Source organism: Nitratireductor thuwali, assembly GCF_036621415.1.
Classification (GTDB): domain Bacteria; phylum Pseudomonadota; class Alphaproteobacteria; order Rhizobiales; family Rhizobiaceae; genus Chelativorans; species Chelativorans thuwali.
The window spans coordinates 3,801,546-3,821,687 of record NZ_CP030941.1 but is presented as its reverse complement, the minus strand read 5'-3'; the positions used below and the strand labels follow the sequence as shown (position 1 = coordinate 3,821,687).

The 20,142-nt window shown below is 64.4% G+C and carries 19 protein-coding genes; 11 read left to right on the top strand and 8 right to left on the bottom strand.

Going from position 1 to position 20,142, the window contains the following annotated elements; translation table 11 throughout:
- Positions 1 to 57: 57 nt before the first annotated feature.
- From NTH_RS18505 to NTH_RS18495, 3 genes are read left to right on the top strand one after another with little or no spacing between them, the layout of a single operon-like run.
- Positions 58 to 480, top strand: a complete 423-nt coding sequence (locus NTH_RS18505) for a helix-turn-helix domain-containing protein (RefSeq protein ID WP_338531405.1) — start codon at positions 58 to 60, stop codon at positions 478 to 480.
- Positions 477 to 1,118 (top strand): alpha/beta fold hydrolase, encoded by a 642-nt coding sequence (locus NTH_RS18500; protein WP_338531404.1) that lies wholly within the window; start codon positions 477 to 479, stop codon positions 1,116 to 1,118. Before NTH_RS18505 ends, NTH_RS18500 begins: the two co-directional genes overlap by 4 nt.
- Positions 1,067 to 1,348, top strand: a complete 282-nt coding sequence (locus NTH_RS18495; RefSeq protein ID WP_338531403.1) for an alpha/beta hydrolase — start codon at positions 1,067 to 1,069, stop codon at positions 1,346 to 1,348. Before NTH_RS18500 ends, NTH_RS18495 begins: the two co-directional genes overlap by 52 nt.
- Positions 1,349 to 1,390: 42 nt before the next feature.
- Here the strand turns inward: NTH_RS18495 and NTH_RS18490 are convergent, their stop codons facing one another.
- Complete coding sequence (locus NTH_RS18490; RefSeq protein ID WP_338531402.1) at positions 1,391 to 2,287, bottom strand: protein-L-isoaspartate O-methyltransferase family protein; 897 nt, start codon at positions 2,285 to 2,287, stop codon at positions 1,391 to 1,393.
- A gap of 137 nt (positions 2,288 to 2,424) precedes the next feature.
- Between NTH_RS18490 and grxD the strand changes: the two genes are divergently transcribed.
- Together grxD and NTH_RS18480 are read left to right on the top strand one after the other, a co-directional pair.
- Complete coding sequence (gene grxD / locus NTH_RS18485) at positions 2,425 to 2,760, top strand: Grx4 family monothiol glutaredoxin (protein ID WP_338531401.1); 336 nt, start codon at positions 2,425 to 2,427, stop codon at positions 2,758 to 2,760.
- Between the two features lie 227 nt (positions 2,761 to 2,987).
- Entirely contained in the window at positions 2,988 to 4,187 is a 1,200-nt protein-coding gene (locus NTH_RS18480; RefSeq protein ID WP_338531959.1) for a multidrug effflux MFS transporter, read from the top strand.
- Here the strand turns inward: NTH_RS18480 and ttcA are convergent.
- Both ttcA and rpsD read right to left on the bottom strand, forming a co-directional pair.
- Positions 4,171 to 5,040, bottom strand: coding sequence for a tRNA 2-thiocytidine(32) synthetase TtcA (ttcA, locus tag NTH_RS18475; RefSeq protein WP_338531400.1), 870 nt, complete (start codon positions 5,038 to 5,040; stop codon positions 4,171 to 4,173). The genes NTH_RS18480 and ttcA overlap by 17 nt on opposite strands.
- Before the next feature lie 136 nt (positions 5,041 to 5,176).
- Positions 5,177 to 5,794: a 30S ribosomal protein S4 gene (gene rpsD / locus NTH_RS18470; RefSeq protein WP_338531399.1), complete on the bottom strand. Its 618-nt coding sequence runs from the start codon at positions 5,792 to 5,794 to the stop codon at positions 5,177 to 5,179.
- Between the two features lie 279 nt (positions 5,795 to 6,073).
- On the opposite strand from rpsD, the gene NTH_RS18465 reads away from it, so the two are divergent.
- Both NTH_RS18465 and NTH_RS18460 read left to right on the top strand, forming a co-directional pair.
- The gene (locus tag NTH_RS18465) at positions 6,074 to 6,637 is read left to right on the top strand and encodes a cysteine hydrolase family protein (protein WP_338531398.1); all 564 of its coding nucleotides are present in this window, start codon (positions 6,074 to 6,076) and stop codon (positions 6,635 to 6,637) included.
- A gap of 346 nt (positions 6,638 to 6,983) precedes the next feature.
- Positions 6,984 to 7,892, top strand: coding sequence for a LysR substrate-binding domain-containing protein (locus NTH_RS18460; RefSeq protein ID WP_338531397.1), 909 nt, complete (start codon positions 6,984 to 6,986; stop codon positions 7,890 to 7,892).
- Between the two features lie 12 nt (positions 7,893 to 7,904).
- Here NTH_RS18460 and murI read toward each other — a convergent pair whose 3' ends face one another.
- The 3 genes from murI to NTH_RS18445 are packed head-to-tail and all read right to left on the bottom strand — an operon-like array spanning position 7,905 to position 11,679.
- Positions 7,905 to 8,696: a glutamate racemase gene (murI, locus tag NTH_RS18455; protein ID WP_338531396.1), complete on the bottom strand. Its 792-nt coding sequence runs from the start codon at positions 8,694 to 8,696 to the stop codon at positions 7,905 to 7,907.
- Positions 8,693 to 9,505: an RNA methyltransferase gene (locus tag NTH_RS18450; RefSeq protein ID WP_338531395.1), complete on the bottom strand. Its 813-nt coding sequence runs from the start codon at positions 9,503 to 9,505 to the stop codon at positions 8,693 to 8,695. The genes murI and NTH_RS18450 overlap by 4 nt, the downstream gene beginning before the upstream one ends.
- A gap of 50 nt (positions 9,506 to 9,555) precedes the next feature.
- A complete protein-coding gene (locus NTH_RS18445) occupies positions 9,556 to 11,679 on the bottom strand; it encodes a DUF294 nucleotidyltransferase-like domain-containing protein (RefSeq protein ID WP_338531394.1) in 2,124 nt (707 codons plus the stop codon).
- Between the two features lie 165 nt (positions 11,680 to 11,844).
- Here NTH_RS18445 and NTH_RS18440 point away from each other — a divergent pair, with 165 nt between their 5' ends.
- The gene (locus NTH_RS18440; RefSeq protein ID WP_338531393.1) at positions 11,845 to 12,408 is read left to right on the top strand and encodes a putative glycolipid-binding domain-containing protein; all 564 of its coding nucleotides are present in this window, start codon (positions 11,845 to 11,847) and stop codon (positions 12,406 to 12,408) included.
- 234 nt (positions 12,409 to 12,642) lie between these two features.
- Positions 12,643 to 13,854, top strand: a complete 1,212-nt coding sequence (locus NTH_RS18435) for an NADP-dependent isocitrate dehydrogenase (protein ID WP_338531392.1) — start codon at positions 12,643 to 12,645, stop codon at positions 13,852 to 13,854.
- Between the two features lie 180 nt (positions 13,855 to 14,034).
- On the opposite strand, the gene alaS is transcribed toward NTH_RS18435, so the two are convergent.
- Together alaS and recA are read right to left on the bottom strand one after the other, a co-directional pair.
- Positions 14,035 to 16,695 carry an alanine--tRNA ligase gene (gene alaS / locus NTH_RS18430; protein ID WP_338531391.1) on the bottom strand — a complete coding sequence of 887 codons (2,661 nt, stop codon included), beginning with the start codon at positions 16,693 to 16,695 and terminating at the stop codon, positions 14,035 to 14,037.
- A gap of 209 nt (positions 16,696 to 16,904) precedes the next feature.
- A complete protein-coding gene (gene recA, locus NTH_RS18425) occupies positions 16,905 to 18,005 on the bottom strand; it encodes a recombinase RecA (RefSeq protein ID WP_338531390.1) in 1,101 nt (366 codons plus the stop codon).
- Between the two features lie 244 nt (positions 18,006 to 18,249).
- Between recA and NTH_RS18420 the strand changes: the two genes are divergently transcribed.
- Both NTH_RS18420 and NTH_RS18415 read left to right on the top strand, forming a co-directional pair.
- Positions 18,250 to 19,191 (top strand): PfkB family carbohydrate kinase, encoded by a 942-nt coding sequence (locus tag NTH_RS18420; RefSeq protein ID WP_338531389.1) that lies wholly within the window; start codon positions 18,250 to 18,252, stop codon positions 19,189 to 19,191.
- 17 nt (positions 19,192 to 19,208) lie between these two features.
- Positions 19,209 to 20,120, top strand: a complete 912-nt coding sequence (locus NTH_RS18415) for a pseudouridine-5'-phosphate glycosidase (RefSeq protein ID WP_338531388.1) — start codon at positions 19,209 to 19,211, stop codon at positions 20,118 to 20,120.
- Positions 20,121 to 20,142 lie beyond the last annotated feature (22 nt).

Here is a 20,142-nt window from a genome sequence, read left to right as displayed (position 1 = left end):
ATCTATTTTAATCCGTATCGTACCCTATAAGGGAGATGATAAGGAGCAATAAGGCCAATGTCGAGCGCTCTCTTCACCGTCGAGCAGGCGGCCGAACGGCTGAAGCTGCACCCCAAGACGGTGCTGCGCTACATCCGCAACGGACAGTTGCCGGCAACGCGGATCGGAAAATCCTATCGCATCGACCGGACGAGGCTCGACGAATTTGCCGGTGTGGCGGGCGGTCAGCCAGATGCGGCGGAGGGCGTGCGCACGACGTGCATCGTCGACATTCCGCGCATGACGCCTGAGCGTGCGGAGCGGATGGCGGCTTTCCTCAGCTCCGCCGCGATGGCAGGTGGCGGCAAGACGCCGCCGCTGCATCTCAGCACGGCGTTCGACCCGCTCGCCGAAAGCCTGAAGATCGTGGTGATCTGCAGCCCGTCCGATGCGGCGAAGCTGCTGGAGATGCTGCAATTGCAGCTGGGCGCGCAAGCATGAACGACGCGGTCTTTCGAAGCGACAAGGCGGCGGCCGAGGTGGAGGCGCAGTATCGCCAGGTGCTGGACCGGTGGCCGGTGCCGAAAACGGAACTGTACGTCCCGACGCGCCAAGGCTCGACATTCGTCGTGGCATGCGGACGGAAAGACGCTCCGCCGGTTGTCTTGCTTCATGGTTCGCAGGCCAACTCCGCGGCATGGATGCCGGACGTCGCGCTGTGGTCGACCAGGTTCCGGCTCTTTGCGGTCGACATGATCGGCGAGGCCGGGCTGAGCGCGCGGGTGAGACCGGCGCTTGCCGGGGATGCGCATGCCTTGTGGCTCGACGACGTCTTCAGCGGCCTGGGAATAGAGACCGCCGGCATCGTCGGCACGTCCCTGGGCGGGTGGCTGGCGCTCGACTATGCGAATAGAAGACCTTCCGCGGTGCGCGCGCTCGCCTTGATCTGCCCGGCCGGCATCGGGCGGCAGAAGAACTTCCTCTTGAAGGCGGTGCCCCTCCTGCTTCTCGGCCCCTGGGGAAGCGCAAGATCCGGGAGCAGGTTTTCGGCCCCGCGCCGAAGGAACTGCCCGACGAGCTGCAGCCCATGGCCGACCTCATGGAGACCGTCGGCCGGGCGATCAAGCCGCGGGTGGTGAAGATCCCGCAACTGACGGATGAACAGCTGCGCCGGCTCGAGATGCCGATCCTGGCGGTCATCGGCGGGCGGGATGTCCTGCTCGATTCCCGCGACACGCAGGCCAGGCTGGAGTGCGCAGCCCCCCATGCGCAGATATGCTTTATCGAGGACGGCTACCACTTCCTGCCCGGCCAGGCGCCGCGCGTGATGGAATTCCTGGAGCGGAGCGTTCAGCCCGCCGAGGGATGAGACCGTGGAGGCACATCCCTGCCGCGGGCACCGGTGAAGGCGCTACTGCTTCACCGGATCATAGGAGAGGCTCCAGCGCGGTGTGGAAATCCAGCACCTTGCCGGATCGGCGGGGCGCTTCCAGACGAGGCTGCGCACGAACTCGGCGCCCGGGCCGCGGAAGGCGTCCCGCAGGCTCGCCTCCTCCGCTTCGTCGATCGTTCCCGTGCTTCCCTCCGCGAAAATGAAGAAGGCGTTGCAGAGGCGGGAAGCGTGGTATTCCCCGCCACCCGCGTCCCGCCTGAAGAGAAAGGCGCCGCCGTGGCGCGAGAAGCGGGGGGCGCCGGGGCGTGGCGGCTGCGCCGGAACGCCGAGGGGAACCACCAGCCGGCCGTCGGGGGCGAGGCGCTCGATCCAGCGATCCGAGGGGGCCATGACGGCGAAATTGACATAGACGCCGTCGGCCTCCCGCTGCGGCCATTCCGCCGCGTCCCCGACGAGGACCTCCACATTGGCGTAGCGCTGAAGCTCCTCTTCGGCCCTTGCGGCCAGCCTGGGATCGATTTCCACGGCGATCACCCTGCCCTCGGGGCCGACCAGATGCGAAAGGATCGCGGAGTAGTAGCCCGTGCCCGCGCCCAGATGCACCACCGTCTCCCCCGGCTTCGGCGCCAGCGCGTCCAGCATGCGGGCATGCAGCGCGGGGCTGCCATTGTTGACGCCGCGTTCTCCCGCAAGGACGAAAACGACGTCCTGACAGGCATAGACCGGATCGTTGGAGGGCAGCCGACGCGGCCCCTTCGCGAAGTCGATGATGCTCCACGGCTTCGAGCCCAAAAAATCCTCGCGCCTGACGGTGCGAAAGGCGCGCTCGAGGGCCTCGTTTCCTGCGACGCCTGCGACAGCCAGAATCTGGCGCGCGAAGGCGGATCGGACGATTTCGAGCTCGGCTTCCGTCATAACTCCTCCCGGTAGCGTAAAATGGCCGTCAGGATAATCCATCCGCCGCATTGCGTCGCGCCGGATGGTGCAATAGATAACGGTAAACCAGCATTACGAAATGCCGGGCCTTGACCCCGGCAACGAAAGGACAGGCGATGAGCGGCATCAACGAATTCATCGACAACGAGGTAAAGAGCAACGAGGTCGTGCTTTTCATGAAGGGCACGCCCGGCTTTCCGCAGTGCGGGTTTTCGGGCCAGGTCGTGCAGATTCTAGACTATCTGGGCGTCGACTATCATGGGGTCAACGTGCTGACCTCGGACGAATTGCGGCAGGGCATCAAGGAATATTCCAACTGGCCGACGATCCCCCAGCTCTATGTAAAGGGCGAGTTCGTGGGCGGCTGCGATATCATCCGCGAGATGTTTCAGGCGGGCGAACTGCAGACATTCATGTCGGAAAAGGGCGTCAGCACGCGCGGCGCGGCCTGACATGCCGCTGCCGCGCCGGCGTCAGGCAGCCGAGGCCGCTGCCTGACTTCGCGCCGTTTCCTGGCCGGCGGTTTTAGTGTCCGTGCCCCATTTCCCCGGCAGCAAGTGAGGGTCGAGACTGGGGCCATCCGATTAGATTGGCCGTGCCGCCCGAAAGAGCGCGGTTCGACGGAGCGTTTTCGATGGACCAGCCGGCTGCCCGCACCTCTGACCAAATCAGCCTGAAAATCGGCCGGGCCGAATTCATCGCGCTCGCCGCCGCGCTCATGGCGCTCAACGCGCTCGCCATCGACGTGATGCTGCCGGCACTGCAGCAGATCGGCGCGGCGCTGGGGGTGGAGGACGAGAATTCCCGGCAGTTCGTCATCACCGCCTATCTAGTCGGCTTCGGTGGAGCGCAGCTATTCTACGGACCGATCACCGACAGCTTCGGGCGGCGCGGGCCGCTGCTGATCGGGCTTGCCATCTATATCGGCGCGGCAGTCGCGGCAGCCTTCGCGCCAACCTTCGAGCTGCTTCTGGCACTGCGCGTCCTGCAGGGCGTCGGGGCGGCCGCCACGCGCGTGATAGCGGTGTCAGCCATTCGCGACGTCTTCGGCGGACGCCGGATGGCCGAAGTGCTTTCCATGGTCATGATGGTGTTCATGGCCATTCCCGTGATAGCGCCCAGCCTCGGGCAGCTCATCATGATCTTCGGTGACTGGCACGAGATTTTCGTACTCATGGCGGGCCTGGCGCTGATCGTCGCGCTCTGGTCGGGATTGCGGCTGCCGGAGACGCTGGATCCCAGCCACCGCCGCGCCTTTTCCCTCAAGATCATCATGGAAGGCTTCCGCTTCGTGGTGACCAACCGCATCGCACTTTGCTACACGCTCGCCACGACGGCGATTTTCGGCGCGCTTTTCGGGTTCATCAACTCCGCGCAGCAGATCTATGTCGACATCTACGGCCTCGGTGCGTGGTTTCCGATCCTGTTCGCGATCGGCGCCGGGCTGATGGCCCTGTCGTCCTTCACAAACTCGCGTTTCGTCGGCCGTTTCGGCATGCGCCGGCTTTCGCATGGGGCCTTGCTGACGTTCCTGGCGACCAACGCATTGTGGCTGACGGTCTCGCTGATCGGGCCGGTTCCGTTCCCGCTGTTCTTCGTGCTTTTTTCGGCCTCGATGTTCATGTTCGGCTGGATCGGGCCGAACTTCAATTCCATCGCCATGGAGCCGCTCGGCCATGTCGCGGGCACCGCGGCCTCGGTCCTCGGCTTCACGACGACGCTCGGCGGCGGACTTCTGGGCGCGATGATCGGGCAGGCCTTCGACGGTACGCTGACGCCGCTGGCGGCCGGCTACTTTACCGTTTCGGCGGTGGGATTGGCGCTGGTGCTGATCGCCGAGCGGGGCAAGCTCTTCCGGACCGTCAATCCACAGGTGTAGTCGGGGCGAGACCGGCAAAATCGAACAGGTTGCGGTCCAGCAGGTGCGAGGGCCGCGCATTGGCCAGCGCGCGGGCCATCGTCTCCTTGCGGCCGGGCATCCGCTTTTCGATGTCCGCCAGCATTGCCTTCATGGCGTTGCGCTGAAGGCCGTCCTGGCTGCCACACAGGTCGCAGGGAATGATCGGAAAGCGCATGGCGTCGGCGAATTTCGCCAGATCTTCCTCGGCGCAGAAGCTGAGCGGCCGCAGCACCATGACATCGCCCTCGTCATTGAGGAGCTTCGGCGGCATGGCGGCGAGCCGGCCGCCATGGAACAGGTTCATGAAGAAGGTTTCGAGAATATCGTCGCGATGGTGCCCGAGCACGAGCGAGGAGCACCTCTCCTCCCGCGCGATGCGGTAGAGATGGCCGCGCCGAAGCCGCGAGCACAAGGAGCAATAGGTGCGGTTTTCGGCGATCTTGTCCGTCACCACCGAATAGGTGTCCTGATACTCGATGCGATGGGCCACGCCGAGCTTCGCCAGATATTGCGGCAGGACATGCTTGGGGAAATTGGGCTGGCCCTGGTCCAGATTACAGGCCAGCAGCTCGACCGGCAGGAGGCCCCGCCATTTCAGGTCGAGCAGGATAGTGAGGAGGCCGTAGGAATCCTTGCCGCCCGAGAGCGCCACCAGCCAGCGCTCGCCAGCCCGCGCCATGGCGAAGTCCTCGATCGCCTGACGGGTGAGCCGCAGCAGGCGCTTGCGCAGCTTGTTGAACTCGACCGATGACGGGGCATCCGCAAAGAGCGGATGGGCGCCGGGAGCGGCTTCGGCATCGGGAGGCAAGGTCTGCGGTTCGGCGATGGTCATGCCCCTGATTAACCCGTCACAGGCGAATTGAAAACGGTTCGGCATCGTGCAAGAGGTGGAATTTGCCGCGCCATATGTCGGCAACGAAAAAGGCCGCGCAAACGCGGCCTTTTGAAACTGAGTAGCTTCGCGGCGATTAGCGCGAATAGAACTCGACGACCAGGTTCGGTTCCATGTGGACGGCGTAGGGCACGTCCGACAGGCCCGGCACGCGGACATAGCGCGCGGTCATCTTGTTGTGGTCGGCCTCGAGATATTCGGGCACGTCGCGCTCTGCGAGCTGAACCGATTCCAGAACGATGGCGAGCTGGCGTGACTTTTCGCGAATCTCGATCACGTCGCCTGGCTTGCAGCGGAAGGACGGGATGTTGACGCGGCGGCCATTGACCTGGATGTGGCCATGGTTGACGAACTGGCGCGCGGCAAAGATCGTCGGAACGAACTTGGCGCGGTAGACCAGCGCATCCAGACGCGACTCCAGGAGACCGATCAGGTTTTCGTTGGTGTCGCCCTTGCGGCGGTTGGCCTCGTCATAGGTCTTGCGGAACTGCTTTTCCGAAATGTCGCCGTAGTGCCCCTTGAGCTTCTGCTTGGCGCGGAGCTGCTGACCGAAGTCCGACAGCTTGCCCTTGCGGCGCTGGCCATGCTGGCCCGGACCGTATTCACGGCGGTTGACCGGGGATTTCGGACGGCCCCAGATGTTTTCGCCAAGGCGGCGGTCGAGCTTGTACTTCGCTGAGTGGCGTTTGCTCATCGCATTCCCTTTCAAACAAATACACCCGAAACCTCATGTTTCAGGTGAAGGAAACGCGCCCTCCTCTGGCTTCCTTTTTCGAAGCCTGACAGGATATCGCCGCACGCTGGAGGCAATATCCACGGGACACGTCAAAATGCGCGCCGACCGCAAAGCCAGCGCGCATGAATGGGCTCTTAGTGGATGAACGGGGGAAAGTCAACGCGGGCGGCGGGTTCGCACTGTGTAGGTCTTTGGTTCGCCCAGTGTCACAAAGCCGCGTTCAGTATTCTGTATAGCATGGTGATGACCACATGCTGTCTCATCATCATTGACCTGCTCAACGACTATCTCGACGCCCGGGATGCGGACCAAGTGCGCCGACTGGTCCAAAATACCAATAGCTTAATCAGCGCCTTCAGAAGATTACATCTTCCGGTAATCTGGGTGCGGCAGGAATTCCGCCGTGATCTCAGCGACGCATTTCTTGAGATGCGTGATAAGCGCATCGCAATCGCGATTGAGGGCACGCCAGGTGCCAAGCTTCACTCTGGGCTTGATTGGCGTTCGGTGGATCCAACGATTGTCAAGAAGCGCTACAGCGCCTTCTTCAAGACGGAGCTTGACCAGATGCTCATGGAATTTGGTGTCGGTGAACTGGTTCTGTGCGGCGTCAACACGCATGCCTGCATCCGCACGACCGCGATCGACGCCTATCAGCGGGACTTGCGGGTCATCTTGGCGGCGGAATGCATCGGCTCCTATGACGAGGAGCATGAGCGCGTCTCCCTGGACTACATGAACGGGAAAATCGCAAAGGTTGCCACTGTTTCTCAGATCAGCAGGACCCTCAGTGCCAGCTAGCTCAGAGCAAACCTAGAGCCGAGATGAGACACGCCAGACCCGTCGTCACCGATACCACTTAATCGACTTCGAGGGCTTCGCATCACAAAGGCCTATGTCGCGCAGCAGGTGGGGCGGGAGGTCGCGGGGGTCCAGTATGCGTGTCTTTCGACGCCTGAGCCTTGGCATCTTCAGGAGGCGCAGGAAGTGCCAAAGGCGGGAAGTGTCGCTTTCGCGCCGGGATATGCACTCGTTCATCGGATCCACTCCATCAAGGGGACGTGTCGACTGTTCTTCGGCATGGTCGCTCGCTTGCCGGCGGAATTCCAATCGATTATGGATGGGCCGGCATAAGGAGGCTTTATCCATGTCGACCCTACCCCTGCCCCCGCTGACGGCCGTGAGAGCGTTCGAGGCGGCGGCGCGCCATGGCAACTTCACCAAAGCGGGGGAAGAACTCGGCATGACGCAGGCCGCCGTCAGCTATCAGATCAAGGTGCTGGAGGACCGGGTGGGCACGCCGCTGTTCGTCCGCCGTCCCCGGCAGGTGACGCTGACGGAGACGGGGCAGCGGCTGGCGCCGGCGGTGAGCGACGCGTTCGAGCGCCTCGCGGCCGCCTATGCCGATGCGCGCGGCACGATGGAAGGCAGCCTCAACATCAGCACCGCGCAGACATTCGCGGCCAACTGGCTGGTGGAGAATCTCGACAAGTTCCAGGCGCTGTATCCGGCCCTGAGTGTGCGGATGGAGTCGACCCAGCGGCTGGCGGCGTTCGAGGAGGAAGGCGTCGACGTGGCCATTCGCGGCGGCGTCGGACCATGGCCCGGCCTGGCACGCCACCTGCTGATGATGGCCGATTTCTCACCCATGCTGAGCCCCCGACTGGCCGAATCGGCGGGAATGCCCAACAGCCCGGAAGACCTGCTGCGCCTCACGATCCTCGAGCCCGGTGACAACTGGTGGAGTATCTGGTTGGAGGCGCATGGCGTCGCATTCGATGCCCGAAAGCACGAGCCGAGCGCCGAGTTGGGAGCGCAATCGATGGTGGCGCGGGCGGCGATCGCCGGTCGCGGCGTGGCAATCCTGACGCCTGCGCTTTACCGGGTCGAACTCGAGAACGGACTCTTGATACAGCCGTTCCCGCGCCTGTGCTCGGACGGTTCGGGATATTGGCTGGTCTATCCCGAAGGCCGCGCCAACGCGCCCAAGGTCAAGGCTTTCAGGGACTGGATTCTGAAGGCCGTCGCCGAAGACGTGCGGTCGGTGAGCGGGTAGATCGGAATTGCTCTAACCGGCGTCGAACCCGAAACCCCGGACGAACCGACGCAGCGCCTGCGATGGGGCGCCGGACGTGAAATGCGCGAAGTCGCGGCCGGAGGCCCGCCCTTGCGGTGGCAATTCCACCGCAAGGGCCAGGGCGCGGCGGGCTATGGCTTCGGAAGTGTCGATCCAGTCGACCGGCCACGGCGCGGTCTTGCGCATGCGATTGACCAGGAACGGGTAATGAGTGCAGGCGAGAACCACGATGTCGGTGCGCCGGCCATCCTGCTCGACGAAGCAGGGCTCGATCTCGGCCCGGATGGCAGTCTCGTCCACATGGCCCTCCCGCATATATTGCTCGGCCAGCCGCGCCAGATTTTCACTCCCGACCAGGCGCACATGGCACTTGCCGGCGTAGTCGCGGATAAGATCACGCGTATATTGCCGCCTGACGGTGCCGGGCGTCGCCAGCACCGAAACCAGGCCCGAGCAGGTGCGCTCGGCCGCCGGCTTGATGGCGGGAACCGTGCCGACGAAGGGCTGGCCGGGAAAGGCCTTGCGCAGGTCCGTTATGGCCAGCGTCGAGGCGGTGTTGCAGGCGATCACCACCAGAGATGGAGCGTAGCGGGCCAGAAGGTCGCCGAAAAGGCGGACCAGGCGGGCGCGCAGGGCATCCTCCTCCCATGCACCGTAGGGGAACGCCGCATCGTCGGCGACATAGATGTAATCGTGATCGGGAAGAAGAATGCGAGCCTCCTTCACCACCGAAAGGCCGCCTATACCCGAATCGAAGAAGAGGATACCGCCGCGCGCGCTCATTTCGCCTGCTCCCCGTCGCGGGCTTCCGGCGCGCCGGCCCCGCGCGGGTTTTTCGGCGAGAACTTCTCCAGCGAGGTGAGCACGCCGCGCAGGACCGCCAGTTCCGCCACGGTGAAACCCGGCCGGGTGAAGACTGCGCGCAGATTGTCCATCATCTTCGGCTTCTTGTCGGCGGGGCGGAAATAGCCGCGTTCGCCCAGCACCCGGTCCAGATAATCCATCAGGCTGTTGATGTGTTCGCGGCTGGCCGGCGTCAGGTCCGGCCCCTCGGGCGCGACCGCCCTGCCCGCGCCCGCCTGCTGCATCCACTCGTAGGACATCAGGAGCACGGCCTGAGCGATGTTCAGCGAAGCAAAAGCCGGGTTGACGGGAAAGGTGACGATCTCGTCGGCCATCGCCACTTCCTCGTTTGTGAGGCCCCAGCGTTCGCGACCGAAGAGAATGCCGGTCTTCTGGCCCGCCGCGAAACGGCGGTGAAGTTCGCCGGCAGCCTCCTGCGGGCCGCGCACCGGCTTGAAATTGTCGCGCGGACGGGCCGTCGTGGCATAGACGAAGTTGAGATCGGCGACGGCACCGCCCAGATTTTCAAAGACCGCGACGCCGTCGATTATGTGGTCGGCGCGGCTGGCGGCGGCGCGGGCCTTTTCGTTGGGCCAGCCGTCGCGCGGGTTCACCAGCCGCAACTCGCCGAGGCCGAAATTGGCCATGGCGCGCGCGACCATGCCGATGTTCTCGCCAAGCTGGGGCTCGACGAGAATGATTGCGGGGCCTTCGGCGAGCATCTCGCGCTTCCTGTCCGTTCCTGCCATGAAGAGGCTGTTAGCCGCTTCCCGCGCGCCGGTAAAGCGCCGGCAGCATCTCACGCGAACATGATCGTGCGGACGAGGTCGCGAACGATGCGCACGGTCTTCAGCGCGTCCTTCAGCGTTGTCAGCCGGCGGCGGCTCAGGCGGCCGAGGTCGACCCGATTGGAAAGAACGATGCCGGCAGCGGTATCGGCCGCCTGCTGATCGAGCACCACCGAGAGAAGAAAGGCGTGGGCTTCGGCCAGCGCGTGCAGATCGCGCGAGGGCAGACCCTCGCGCTCGGCCAGCGCGCGGAGGCGGTCGCCGGTGGAGGCGCGCGGAAGGTGATGGCGGATCGCAAGGGCCCGGGCAAACGCGGCGATGGGGAAAAGGCCATGGCGCTTGAGATCGAGCCTGCCCCCTTCGGTCCTCAGGCGGCCGAACAGGGTGAAGGGATCGGCGACGTCGCGAACGCTTTCACCCATGAGCTTGGCGAAGGCTACATGTTCCGACCCGAGATCCCAGGCATGGGTGCGCAGTGCCTGCGCCATATCGAACGCCCCATGGGCCGGGCGGAGATCGAAGAAAATGTCCACATTGAGCATATCCTGGGGCCGCGGCCTCGTCACCCATGTGTCAATGCGGTCCCGCCATGTGGCGACCGAGCCGCGCCAGGCCCCATTGCGCGCCATCACGCCGCCCCTGCACAGTGGGATGCCGGCCTCGTGCAGATGGCCGGTGAAGAGCTCGCCGAAGCGGGCGAACCAGCGATCGGCCTGCCCATCCGGCTCGCCTTCCTCGAACACGAGCGCATTGTCCTGGTCGGCGGCGAGCAGGCTCTCGCTGCGACCGGCAGAGCCCAGCACCATCACAGCGAACCGGCAGGGGGGACCGCCCTTCCCGGCCTCGCGCATTTCGCCGAGCGCGAGGTCGGCCGCGCGGCTGGTGATGGCGGCCAGAATATCCGAGACGATTTGGGTGATGATGCCGGCATCGATATCCTCGCGCAGCAGCGAGGCGGCAACGACCGGAAGCCGCGACCAGGCCGCGGCAAGGTCGGCCGGGCTGTCCGCTTCGGCGATGGTGGCATGAAGATCGACGGCGGCGGAGGCGCGGAACCGCAGAAAATCCCTTGCCGAGACGACGCCCACCAGCCGGCCTGAATCGTCGGCCACGGCAAGATGTCGGATGCGGTGGCGGTCCAGAAGGCCGAGTGCCTGGTGGAAAAACGCGCTGGACGCGACAGAGACGACCGGCCTTGCGGCAATTGCGATGGCCGGCCCCTCCAGCGCCGCGGCCCCATCTGCGGCGATGGCTCGCGTGACGTCGCGCTCGGTGAGGATCGCGTAATGGGCGATGGGCAGGCCGGGACGGCCTTCGGGTTCGAGCAATAGCGAGCTGATGCGCCGGGTGCTCATCAAGCGCACGGCCTCCAGCAACGGGATGTCTTCCTTGGCGATGGCGGGCGGGCCACCGAGAGCCTCCGCCACCCTGTGGTGGAAGGCGTAGGGATCGATGGCGGCCAGGGCTCTTGCCGGACTTCTTTCCTCCGGCTGTTCCGGCTCGCTCCAGCCGGCGGCGGCGTGCCGGCGCACGGCCTGGCTGATGCGTGCGGAGGCGCGTTCTGCCTCGGCCACGGTGCGGATGTTGCGGCCGATGAGCAGCGGAACGAGCGCGCTGTAGATTTCGGCAGCGATGACCGCATCGCCGGCGGCACTGTGCCGCGCTTTCGTCTCCACGCCGAGCCAGGCGGCAATGGCGTCGAGCGACAGTTCCGGCAGATCGGGATTGGCCAGCTGGGCCAACAACCGAACGCAGAGCCGGCGCGGCGGCTGCCATAAAAGCCCGGCAAGCGCCATCTCGCGGGCGAGAACGGCATAATCGAAGCCCAGCGCATAACCGATGACCAGTCGCTTGCGCCGGAACTGCTCGAATCGCCGCCATGCTTCGGGAAATGCCGGCGCGGTGCGCAGCATGTGATTGGTGATGCCGTGAATGGCCGTGGACCGGGCGGGCACCGGCACACCGGGATCGACCAAGGTCTCGAACAGATCGTCGCGGCGGCACCGGCCACGCTCCAAGCCGACGCCGCCGATCTGGACGACGCGCGCCTCGGCGACGTCGAGACCCGTCGTTTCAAGGTCCAGCGCCACGGCGCTGACCGCGATGAGCGGCGTGGCATCGTCGACCCTGTTCAATTTCGGACCATCCTCCCGCTACCCCGCTGTGCAACCTGCACCGAAAGGCACCCGGTGCGCCATCGGCAAATGGTTGGATTTTCGCTGGTGCTTCGGTTGGTGCGCGGCTTCCCGACCATTGTAGGCACTGTTCGTCGTCGGTATGCTTCTGGAGTGGTACAAGACATGACAAAATCCATATTTTTCTGGCGTCGAACCGACATGGACGGGCTGGAGCGCCTCGAACTCTCACGCGACGACGGCGGCGTTCAGGTCAACTCAACGGTCATCTGCCTTGAGGCGGGCGGTTTTCGGCTGGACCATCGATGGCAGCTCGACCCCGAATGGCGGGCGCAGATCCTTACCGTCGAACGCTGGAATGCGCAGGGCCACGGTCTGCTGCATATGGAGCGTGCCGGGGCCGGTTGGCAGGTGAATGGGAAGCACAGGCCGGATCTCGATGGTGCTGAGGAGCCGGATCTTTCGGTTACGCCGTTCTGCAACACGCCGCCTATCCGCCGGACGCCTCAGGGAGCGGGGGAAAGCCTCGCGCTTGACGTGGCCTTTATCGATGGGCCCGCGCTGACGGTGGCCCGTTCGCGTCAGCGGTACGTCCGGCAGGGCGCGCGCAGGCTGCGCTATGTGGATTTGGGACTTTCGAGCGGGTTCGAAGCCGATCTCGTGGTGGATGCCGAGGGGCTGGTGCTCAGCTACGAACACCTCTTCCGGCGCATTTCGCCGCCCGTCTAGATCACGATGACGCCTCCTTTCGGGATCATGCGCTAGATGCAAGCTTCATTGCCGGCATTTCAGGCATGAATGGCCGAACCGAATTCATGCCGAAGGTCTTTCTCCAGGCAGACCCGGCGCCCGATCTTTCGGCGCTCGCCGCTTTGCGCTTTCGCGCACCGGTGCTATAGGGGCGCCAACCTCCTGCCTGGGGCTTTCAGGCAATCCCTCTACAATTGATCGCGGAGCATTTTCATGGGCAAAATCAAGGTGGACAATCCGGTCGTCGAGCTCGACGGCGACGAGATGACGCGGATTATCTGGCAGTTCATCAAAGAGAAGCTGATCCACCCCTATCTCGACATCGACCTCAAATATTACGACCTGGGCATAGAGGCGCGCGACGCGACCGACGACCAGATCACCGTCGATGCGGCCAATGCGATCAAGGAACATGGCGTGGGCGTGAAATGCGCGACCATCACGCCGGACGAGGCGCGCGTCGAGGAATTCGGCCTCAAGCGCATGTATCGCTCGCCCAACGGCACGATCCGCAACATCCTGGGCGGCGTGATATTCCGCGAGCCCATCATCATGAAGAATGTGCCCCGCCTTGTACCCGGCTGGACGCAGCCCATCATCGTCGGCCGCCACGCCTTCGGCGACCAGTACCGCGCCACCGATTTCAAATTTCCCGGCAAGGGCAAGCTGACGATCAAATTCGTCGGCGAAGACGGCAAGGAGATCGAGCATGAAGTGTTCGACGCCCCCTCCTCCGGCGTCGCCATGGCCATGTACAATCTCGACGATTCCATCCGCGATTTCGCGCGCGCCTCGATGAATTACGCGCTGATGCGCACGGTGCCGTGCTACCTGTCGACCAAGAACACCATCCTCAAGGCCTATGACGGACGCTTCAAGGACATCTTCCAGGAGATCTACGAGACCGAGTTCGAAGCCAGCTTCAAGGAAGCCAGGATCACCTACGAGCACCGGCTGATCGACGACATGGTCGCCTCCGCGCTCAAATGGTCGGGCGGCTATGTGTGGGCCTGCAAGAACTATGATGGCGACGTGCAGTCCGATACGGTGGCGCAGGGCTTCGGCTCGCTGGGCCTCATGACCTCGGTGCTGATGACGCCGGACGGCAAGACGGTGGAGGCCGAGGCCGCCCACGGCACCGTCACCCGCCATTACCGCCAGCACCAGAAGGGCGAGGAGACCTCGACCAACTCCATCGCCTCCATTTTCGCCTGGACGCGGGGTCTTGCTCACCGTGCCAAGCTGGACGACAACGCGGAGCTCGCGAAATTCGCTGCCACGCTGGAGAAGGTCTGCGTCGACACGGTGGAATCGGGCCACATGACCAAGGATCTGGCGCTGCTCATCGGCCCCGACCAGCCCTGGCTCTCCACTACCGGCTTCCTCGACAAGATCGACGAGAACCTGCAGAAGGCCATGGCGTAGGTCCGCCACGACCGATGAAGGCGAGAGGCCGCGGATCGCTCCGCGGCCTTTTTTATGATTGCCCTGATCAGTTCACCGCCTCGCAGAAACGCCGAACTAATGTAACTATCTTGATTTCACGCAATTCCGGACGCGAAACCGGCTTCCATTTTCCCTGGAATTACCCTAGCCGCCAAATACCTATCCTGCCAGCGCCGTTCGAACCGCTTCGATCGCGGCAGCGGCCTTGTCGCCGTCCGGGCCGCCGGCCTGGGCCATATCGGGGCGGCCGCCGCCACCCTTGCCGCCGATGGCGGCGGAGGCCGCGCGAACGAGATCCACCGCGCTGAAGCGGTCGGTCAGGTCCTGCGTGACGCCGACCACGACGCTCGCCTTGCCCTCCTCCGAGGTGCCGACAAAAGCGACAATGCCAGAGCCGAGCGACTGCTTGCCCTCATCGGCGAGCGGCTTGAGGTCTTTCGGTGAAATGTCGTTTACGACACGGCCGAGGAAATTGACGCCGGCGATCTTCTCGGCACCGCCTTCGGCCTGTTTGCCGCCGCCGCCCAGCGCCAGCTTGCGGCGGGCATCCGAGAGCTCGCGTTCCATCCTGCGACGCTCCTCGACCAGCGCCTCCAGCCGCGGCACGACATCGGCGGGGGAGACCTTGAGAATAGCGGCCGCGTTCTTGAGGCGCTTTTCCTGCTCTTCCAGATGCCGCCTGGCGGCCGTTCCCGTCAGCGCTTCGACGCGGCGCACGCCGGCGGCGACCGCCCCCTCGGAGACGATGCATACGAGGCCGATATCTCCGGTCGCCTTCACATGGGTACCGCCGCAAAGCTCCAGCGAGTACGTCCTGCCCGCCTTTTCACCCTCAATCCCGGTTCCCATGGAAACCACGCGCACCTCGTCGCCGTATTTCTCGCCGAACAGGGCCATTGCGCCTTCGGCGATGGCGTCATCGACGCTCATCAGGCGCGTGTTGACCGGGGCGTTCTGCAGCACGATCTCGTTGGTGATGTCTGCGACGCGCTGAAGCTCTTCCTCGGTGATCGGCTTCGGGTGGGAAAAATCGAAGCGCAGCCTTTCCGGCGCCACCAGCGAACCCTTCTGCGCGACATGAGTGCCCAGAACCTCGCGCAGCGCCTCATGCACGAGATGGGTGGCGGAATGGTTCGCGCGGATCCGCGCCCGGCGGGCATGGTCAACGCGCAACGCGACTTCCTCACCCGCCACTGCGGTGCCTTCTTCCACGGTGCAGTAGTGCACCAGCAGGCCCTCGCCCTTCTTCTGCGTGTCGGAGACGGCGAGCCGGAAGCCCTCACCCTCGATCAGCCCGGTATCGCCGACCTGACCGCCGGACTCGCCGTAGAACGGCGTCTGGTTGGTGACCACCGCCACCGTCTCGCCCTTTTCGGCACGGTCGACCACGGCGCCGTCCCTGACGATGGCGGTAACGACCCCTTCGGCTTCTTCGGTCTCGTAGCCCAGGAAATCGGATGCCCCGACCTTGTCCTTGACCTGGAACCAGACCGCTTCCGTGGCAGCCTCGCCGGAGCCGGCCCAATTGGCCCGCGCCTCGGCTTTCTGGCGCTCCATGGCGGCCTTGAACCCTTCCAGATCGACGGCGATGCCGCGCTGGCGCAGGGCATCCTGGGTGAGATCGAGCGGGAAACCGTAAGTATCGTAGAGTTTGAAGGCCGTCTCGCCATCCAGCCGCGCGCCTTCTTCCATACCCTCGGTCGCGTCCGACAAGAGATTGAGGCCGCGCGCCAGCGTCTTGCGGAAGCGGGTTTCCTCGAGCTTCAGCGTTTCGGTGATCAGCCCCTGGCCACGCACAAGCTCGGGATAGGCCTGCCCCATCTCCCGCACCAGCGCCGGCACCAGGCGCCACATCAGCGGATCGGCGGCGCCCAGAAGCTGAGCATGGCGCATGGCGCGCCGCATGATGCGCCGCAGCACATAGCCGCGCCCCTCGTTGGACGGCAGGACGCCATCGGCTATGAGGAAACTGACGGCGCGCAGATGATCGGCAATGACCTTGTGGCTGGCATGGTTCGCGCCCTCCGCCTTGACGCCTGTGGCCTCCTCGGAGGCGCGGATCAGCGCGCGGAAAAGGTCGATCTCGTAATTGTCGTGCACCCCCTGAAGCACCGCTGCGACGCGCTCCAGCCCCATGCCGGTATCGATGGAAGGGCGCGGAAGCTCGATGCGCCGGTCGGCCGAGACCTGCTCGAACTGCATGAAGACGAGGTTCCATATCTCGATGAAGCGGTCGCCATCCTCATCCGGGCTTCCGGGAGGGCCGCCGGGAATGGCCTCGCCATGGTCGTAAAATATCTCCGAACACGGGCCGCAGGGACCCGTATCGCCCATGGCCCAGAAATTGTCGCTGGTGGGGATGCGGATGATCTTGTGATCGGGGAGCCCGGCGATCTTCTTCCAATGGCCGGCAGCCTCGTCGTCGGTGTGATACACGGTGACCAGCAGGCGCTCGGGGTCGAGGCCGAACTCCTTCGTCACCAGGTTCCAGGCAAGCTCGATGGCGACGTCCTTGAAATAATCGCCGAAGGAGAAATTGCCCATCATCTCGAAGAAGGTGTGGTGGCGCGCGGTGTAGCCGACATTGTCGAGATCGTTGTGCTTGCCGCCAGCGCGCACGCATTTTTGAGCCGTGGTGGCGCGCACATAGTCACGCTTCTCGATGCCGGTGAAGACGTTCTTGAACGGCACCATGCCGGCATTGGTGAACATGAGCGTGGGGTCGTTGCGCGGAACGAGCGGGCCGGACGCCACGATCTCGTGCCCGTTCTTCTGGAAATAGTCGAGGAATGTCGACCGGATGTCGTTGACGCCACTCATGCATTTGCCCTTGCGAGAAGCCCGCCGAAGGGCGGGAAATGGAAGCTGCCTTTTAGCGTCCACGCCCCTGCCTGTCCAGAAATCAGCGCGGGCCGGCACGGCGCCGCCAAAGGGCAGCCAGCCCGGCGGGAACCGGGCGAAGGAAAACGCCGCCGGCGATCAGATCGGCCGGCGGCGTCTTCGTGTCAGGTCAGGCGGACCGCCAGGCCTCAGCCTTCCGCGGCATTGCTCTCGGGCGGCGCGTCATCCTGGTCGCCAGGACCGGCATCGTCGAGGAAACGTTCGGCGATGAGGCCGGCATTCTGCCGCAACGACAATTCTATCTCGGCTGCCGTCTCGGGATTGTCGCGCAGGAACTGCTTGGCGTTTTCACGGCCCTGGCCGAGGCGCTGCGAATTATAGGAGAACCAAGCGCCGGATTTCTCCACCACGCCGGCCTTGACGCCGAGATCGACCAACTCACCGAGCTTGGACACGCCTTCGCCATACATGATGTCGAACTCGACCTGCTTGAAGGGCGGCGCCAGTTTGTTCTTGACCACTTTCACCCGCGTCTGGTTTCCGACCACCTCGTCGCGATCCTTGACCGAACCGATCCGGCGTATGTCGAGGCGAACCGACGCGTAGAATTTCAGCGCGTTACCGCCCGTCGTCGTCTCCGGCGAACCGAACATGACGCCGATCTTCATGCGGATCTGGTTGATGAAGATGACCATCGTGTTGGAGCGCGAGATCGAGGCCGTCAGCTTGCGTAGGGCCTGGCTCATCAGCCTCGCCTGCATGCCCGGCAGCGAATCGCCCATCTCGCCCTCGATCTCGGCGCGCGGCGTCAGTGCGGCGACCGAATCGATGACAATGACGTCGAGCGCGCCCGAGCGCACCAGCGTGTCGCAAATCTCCAACGCCTGCTCGCCGGTATCGGGCTGGGAAATCAGCAGGTTCTCGAGATCGACGCCCAGCTTGCGCGCATAGATCGGATCCAGCGCATGCTCGGCATCGACGAAGCCGCAGATGCCGCCCTTTTTCTGCGCCTCGGCGACGGTGTGAAGAGCCAGTGTGGTCTTGCCCGAACTCTCGGGCCCATAGATCTCGATGATGCGGCCGCGCGGAAGCCCGCCGACGCCCAAAGCGATATCGAGGCCCAGAGAACCGGTGGGGATGGTCTCGATCTCGACGACCTTGTCGTTGGCGCCGAGTCTCATGATCGAACCCTTGCCGAAAGCACGCTCGATCTGTGAAAGCGCCGCGTCCAATGCCTTGGTTTTATCCACCGATTTTTCCTCTACCAGCCGCAATGAATTCTGAGCCATGATACAACACCCCTTCGTCGTCAATGGAGGCCTCGGCGGCCAATAATCGTTATTTTTATGTACACGCTTTGTTCTCTTTTTGCAACAGGAATTAATGTGCTGATTTTAAACGGAAATCCAATTATGTTCCCGATTCATTCCGTAATTCCTAAGAGGGATCGGCCCGCTGTCCGTTTTTTCGGATCTGGGGGTCGGGCGCCCCTTTGAGACGCAAAGGCGATTCGAACAGACCGGAAATGTGACGATGCCGAACCCGTTGCTCCTCGCCATAGGCGGTGCCCATCCCGACCGCCGCGGCCGCGTGCGCGGGGACCATATGGCCGAGACCTCCAATCCAGGCACGATGCGCGAGGATGTCGGCGGCGGCGCCTTCAACGCCTTGCGCATGGCCGTCCAGCGCGGCGTCCGCGGCGCGCTGTTTTCACTGCGGGGCGGCGACCTTGCCGGGCAGAAAGTGGAAGACGCGGTGGCAGCGGCCGGCATCGAGGACCTGTCGGCGACCTATATGGACAGGACCACCCCCAGCTACACGGCCATCCTGACCGCCCAGGGCGACCTCATCACCGGGCTGGCGGACATGGAACTCTACGAGACCGCCTTCGCCAAGCAGATGCGACGGCGCAAGATAAGAGACGCCGCGGCCGGCGCCGGCGCCATCCTGTGCGATGCCAACCTGCCCGAGGAGGCGATCCTGCGCCTTTGTGCGGTCAGCGCGGGCAAGCCGCTTTTCGCCATCGCCGTTTCGCCCGCCAAGGTAGTGCGTTTTGCGCCGGTGCTGGAACAGATTTCCTGCCTGTTCATGAACCGGAAAGAGGCCCTGTGCCTTGCGGGACTTGCGGAGGCGGCGGGACTGGAAGAGTTGGCGCAGGCTCTGCCGGCACTGGGCTTGAACGGTGGCGTCATCACATGTGGCTCCAAGCCGGCGATCGGCTTCCACGCCGGCCGGAGATGGCTGTTTAAAGCACCGCCACTTGCCCATATTGCGGACGTCACCGGGGCCGGCGATGCGCTGGCGGGCGCGGCTGCGGCGGCGCTGATGAACCACAAGGGTTTTCCGCAGGCCGTTCGCGAAGGCTTCGCGGCGGCCGCCCTTGCCCTTGAAGCACCACAGGCCGCACCGGTCCTGCGGGAAGACCTTTTCGAACAGGCGCTTGCCCGCGTGCCCGCGGCGGCGCAATTACGCTGAAACCAGTCGGAGTTCCCATGCCCGTTCCCGAAGATCTGATGGATGTTCATGCGCCCGTTGCGAAGGCCCTTGCAACAGGGCGCCCGGTGGTGGCGCTGGAAAGCACCATCATCACCCATGGAATGCCCTTCCCCCAGAACGACGCCATGGCGGCGGAGGTCGAAGCCATCATAGAGGCGGAAGGCGCGGTGCCGGCCACGATCGCCGTCGTCGACGGGCGGCTGAAGATCGGCCTTGCCGCGGAGGAGCGGATGAAGCTGGCAAAAACGAGGGACGCACTCAAACTGTCGCGCGCGGACCTTGCCTTTGCGATGGCGCAGGGTCTGACCGGCGGCACGACCGTCGCCGCCACCATGATCGGCGCGCAGATGGCCGGCATCCGCGTATTCGCCACGGGCGGCATCGGCGGCGTCCACAAGGGCGCGGAGAAGAGCTTCGACATATCGGCCGACCTGGACGAACTGGCGCGCACGCCGGTTATCGTGGTTTCGGCCGGCCCGAAGGCGATCCTGGACATTCCCAAGACGCTGGAAGTGCTGGAGACGCGCGGCGTGCCTGTCGTCGCCTATGGCAGCGACGTCGTGCCCGCCTTCTGGTCGCGCCGCTCGAGCGCCCCGGCGCCGCTGCGTCTCGACACGCCGGCAGGCATCGCCGATTTCCAGCGCATGCGCGACGGGCTGGGCATCGACGGCGGCATGCTGATCGCCAATCCGGTGCCTGAGGCGGACGAGATCGCCGCCGATGTCATGGAGGGGTTCATTGTGCAGGCGCAGACGGATGCACAACGAGCCGGCGTGGCAGGCAAGGCGGTGACGCCCTATCTGCTTGGCCGCATCCTCGAACTGTCGGGCGGCAGGAGCCTCCAGACCAATATAGCGCTGGTCAAGAACAATGCGCGCCTGGCGGCGCGCATTGCAGTTTCGCTTTGACCGCAGCGGCGGCTTCCGCCGC

Coding starts and splice junctions, on each gene's coding strand:
- ttcA (WP_338531400.1), bottom strand. CDS start 5,040: ATGACCATCGCCGAACCGCAGACCTTGCCTCCCGATGCCGAAGCCGCT.
- recA (WP_338531390.1), bottom strand. CDS start 18,005: ATGGCTCAGAATTCATTGCGGCTGGTAGAGGAAAAATCGGTGGATAAA.
- NTH_RS18500 (WP_338531404.1), top strand. CDS start 477: ATGAACGACGCGGTCTTTCGAAGCGACAAGGCGGCGGCCGAGGTGGAG.
- NTH_RS18465 (WP_338531398.1), top strand. CDS start 6,074: ATGGTGATGACCACATGCTGTCTCATCATCATTGACCTGCTCAACGAC.
- grxD (WP_338531401.1), top strand. CDS start 2,425: ATGAGCGGCATCAACGAATTCATCGACAACGAGGTAAAGAGCAACGAG.
- NTH_RS18505 (WP_338531405.1), top strand. CDS start 58: ATGTCGAGCGCTCTCTTCACCGTCGAGCAGGCGGCCGAACGGCTGAAG.
- NTH_RS18420 (WP_338531389.1), top strand. CDS start 18,250: ATGCCGAACCCGTTGCTCCTCGCCATAGGCGGTGCCCATCCCGACCGC.
- NTH_RS18415 (WP_338531388.1), top strand. CDS start 19,209: ATGCCCGTTCCCGAAGATCTGATGGATGTTCATGCGCCCGTTGCGAAG.
- murI (WP_338531396.1), bottom strand. CDS start 8,696: ATGAGCGCGCGCGGCGGTATCCTCTTCTTCGATTCGGGTATAGGCGGC.
- NTH_RS18495 (WP_338531403.1), top strand. CDS start 1,067: ATGGCCGACCTCATGGAGACCGTCGGCCGGGCGATCAAGCCGCGGGTG.
- rpsD (WP_338531399.1), bottom strand. CDS start 5,794: ATGAGCAAACGCCACTCAGCGAAGTACAAGCTCGACCGCCGCCTTGGC.
- NTH_RS18490 (WP_338531402.1), bottom strand. CDS start 2,287: ATGACGGAAGCCGAGCTCGAAATCGTCCGATCCGCCTTCGCGCGCCAG.
- alaS (WP_338531391.1), bottom strand. CDS start 16,695: ATGAGTGGCGTCAACGACATCCGGTCGACATTCCTCGACTATTTCCAG.
- NTH_RS18440 (WP_338531393.1), top strand. CDS start 11,845: ATGACAAAATCCATATTTTTCTGGCGTCGAACCGACATGGACGGGCTG.
- NTH_RS18460 (WP_338531397.1), top strand. CDS start 6,984: ATGTCGACCCTACCCCTGCCCCCGCTGACGGCCGTGAGAGCGTTCGAG.
- NTH_RS18450 (WP_338531395.1), bottom strand. CDS start 9,505: ATGGCAGGAACGGACAGGAAGCGCGAGATGCTCGCCGAAGGCCCCGCA.
- NTH_RS18435 (WP_338531392.1), top strand. CDS start 12,643: ATGGGCAAAATCAAGGTGGACAATCCGGTCGTCGAGCTCGACGGCGAC.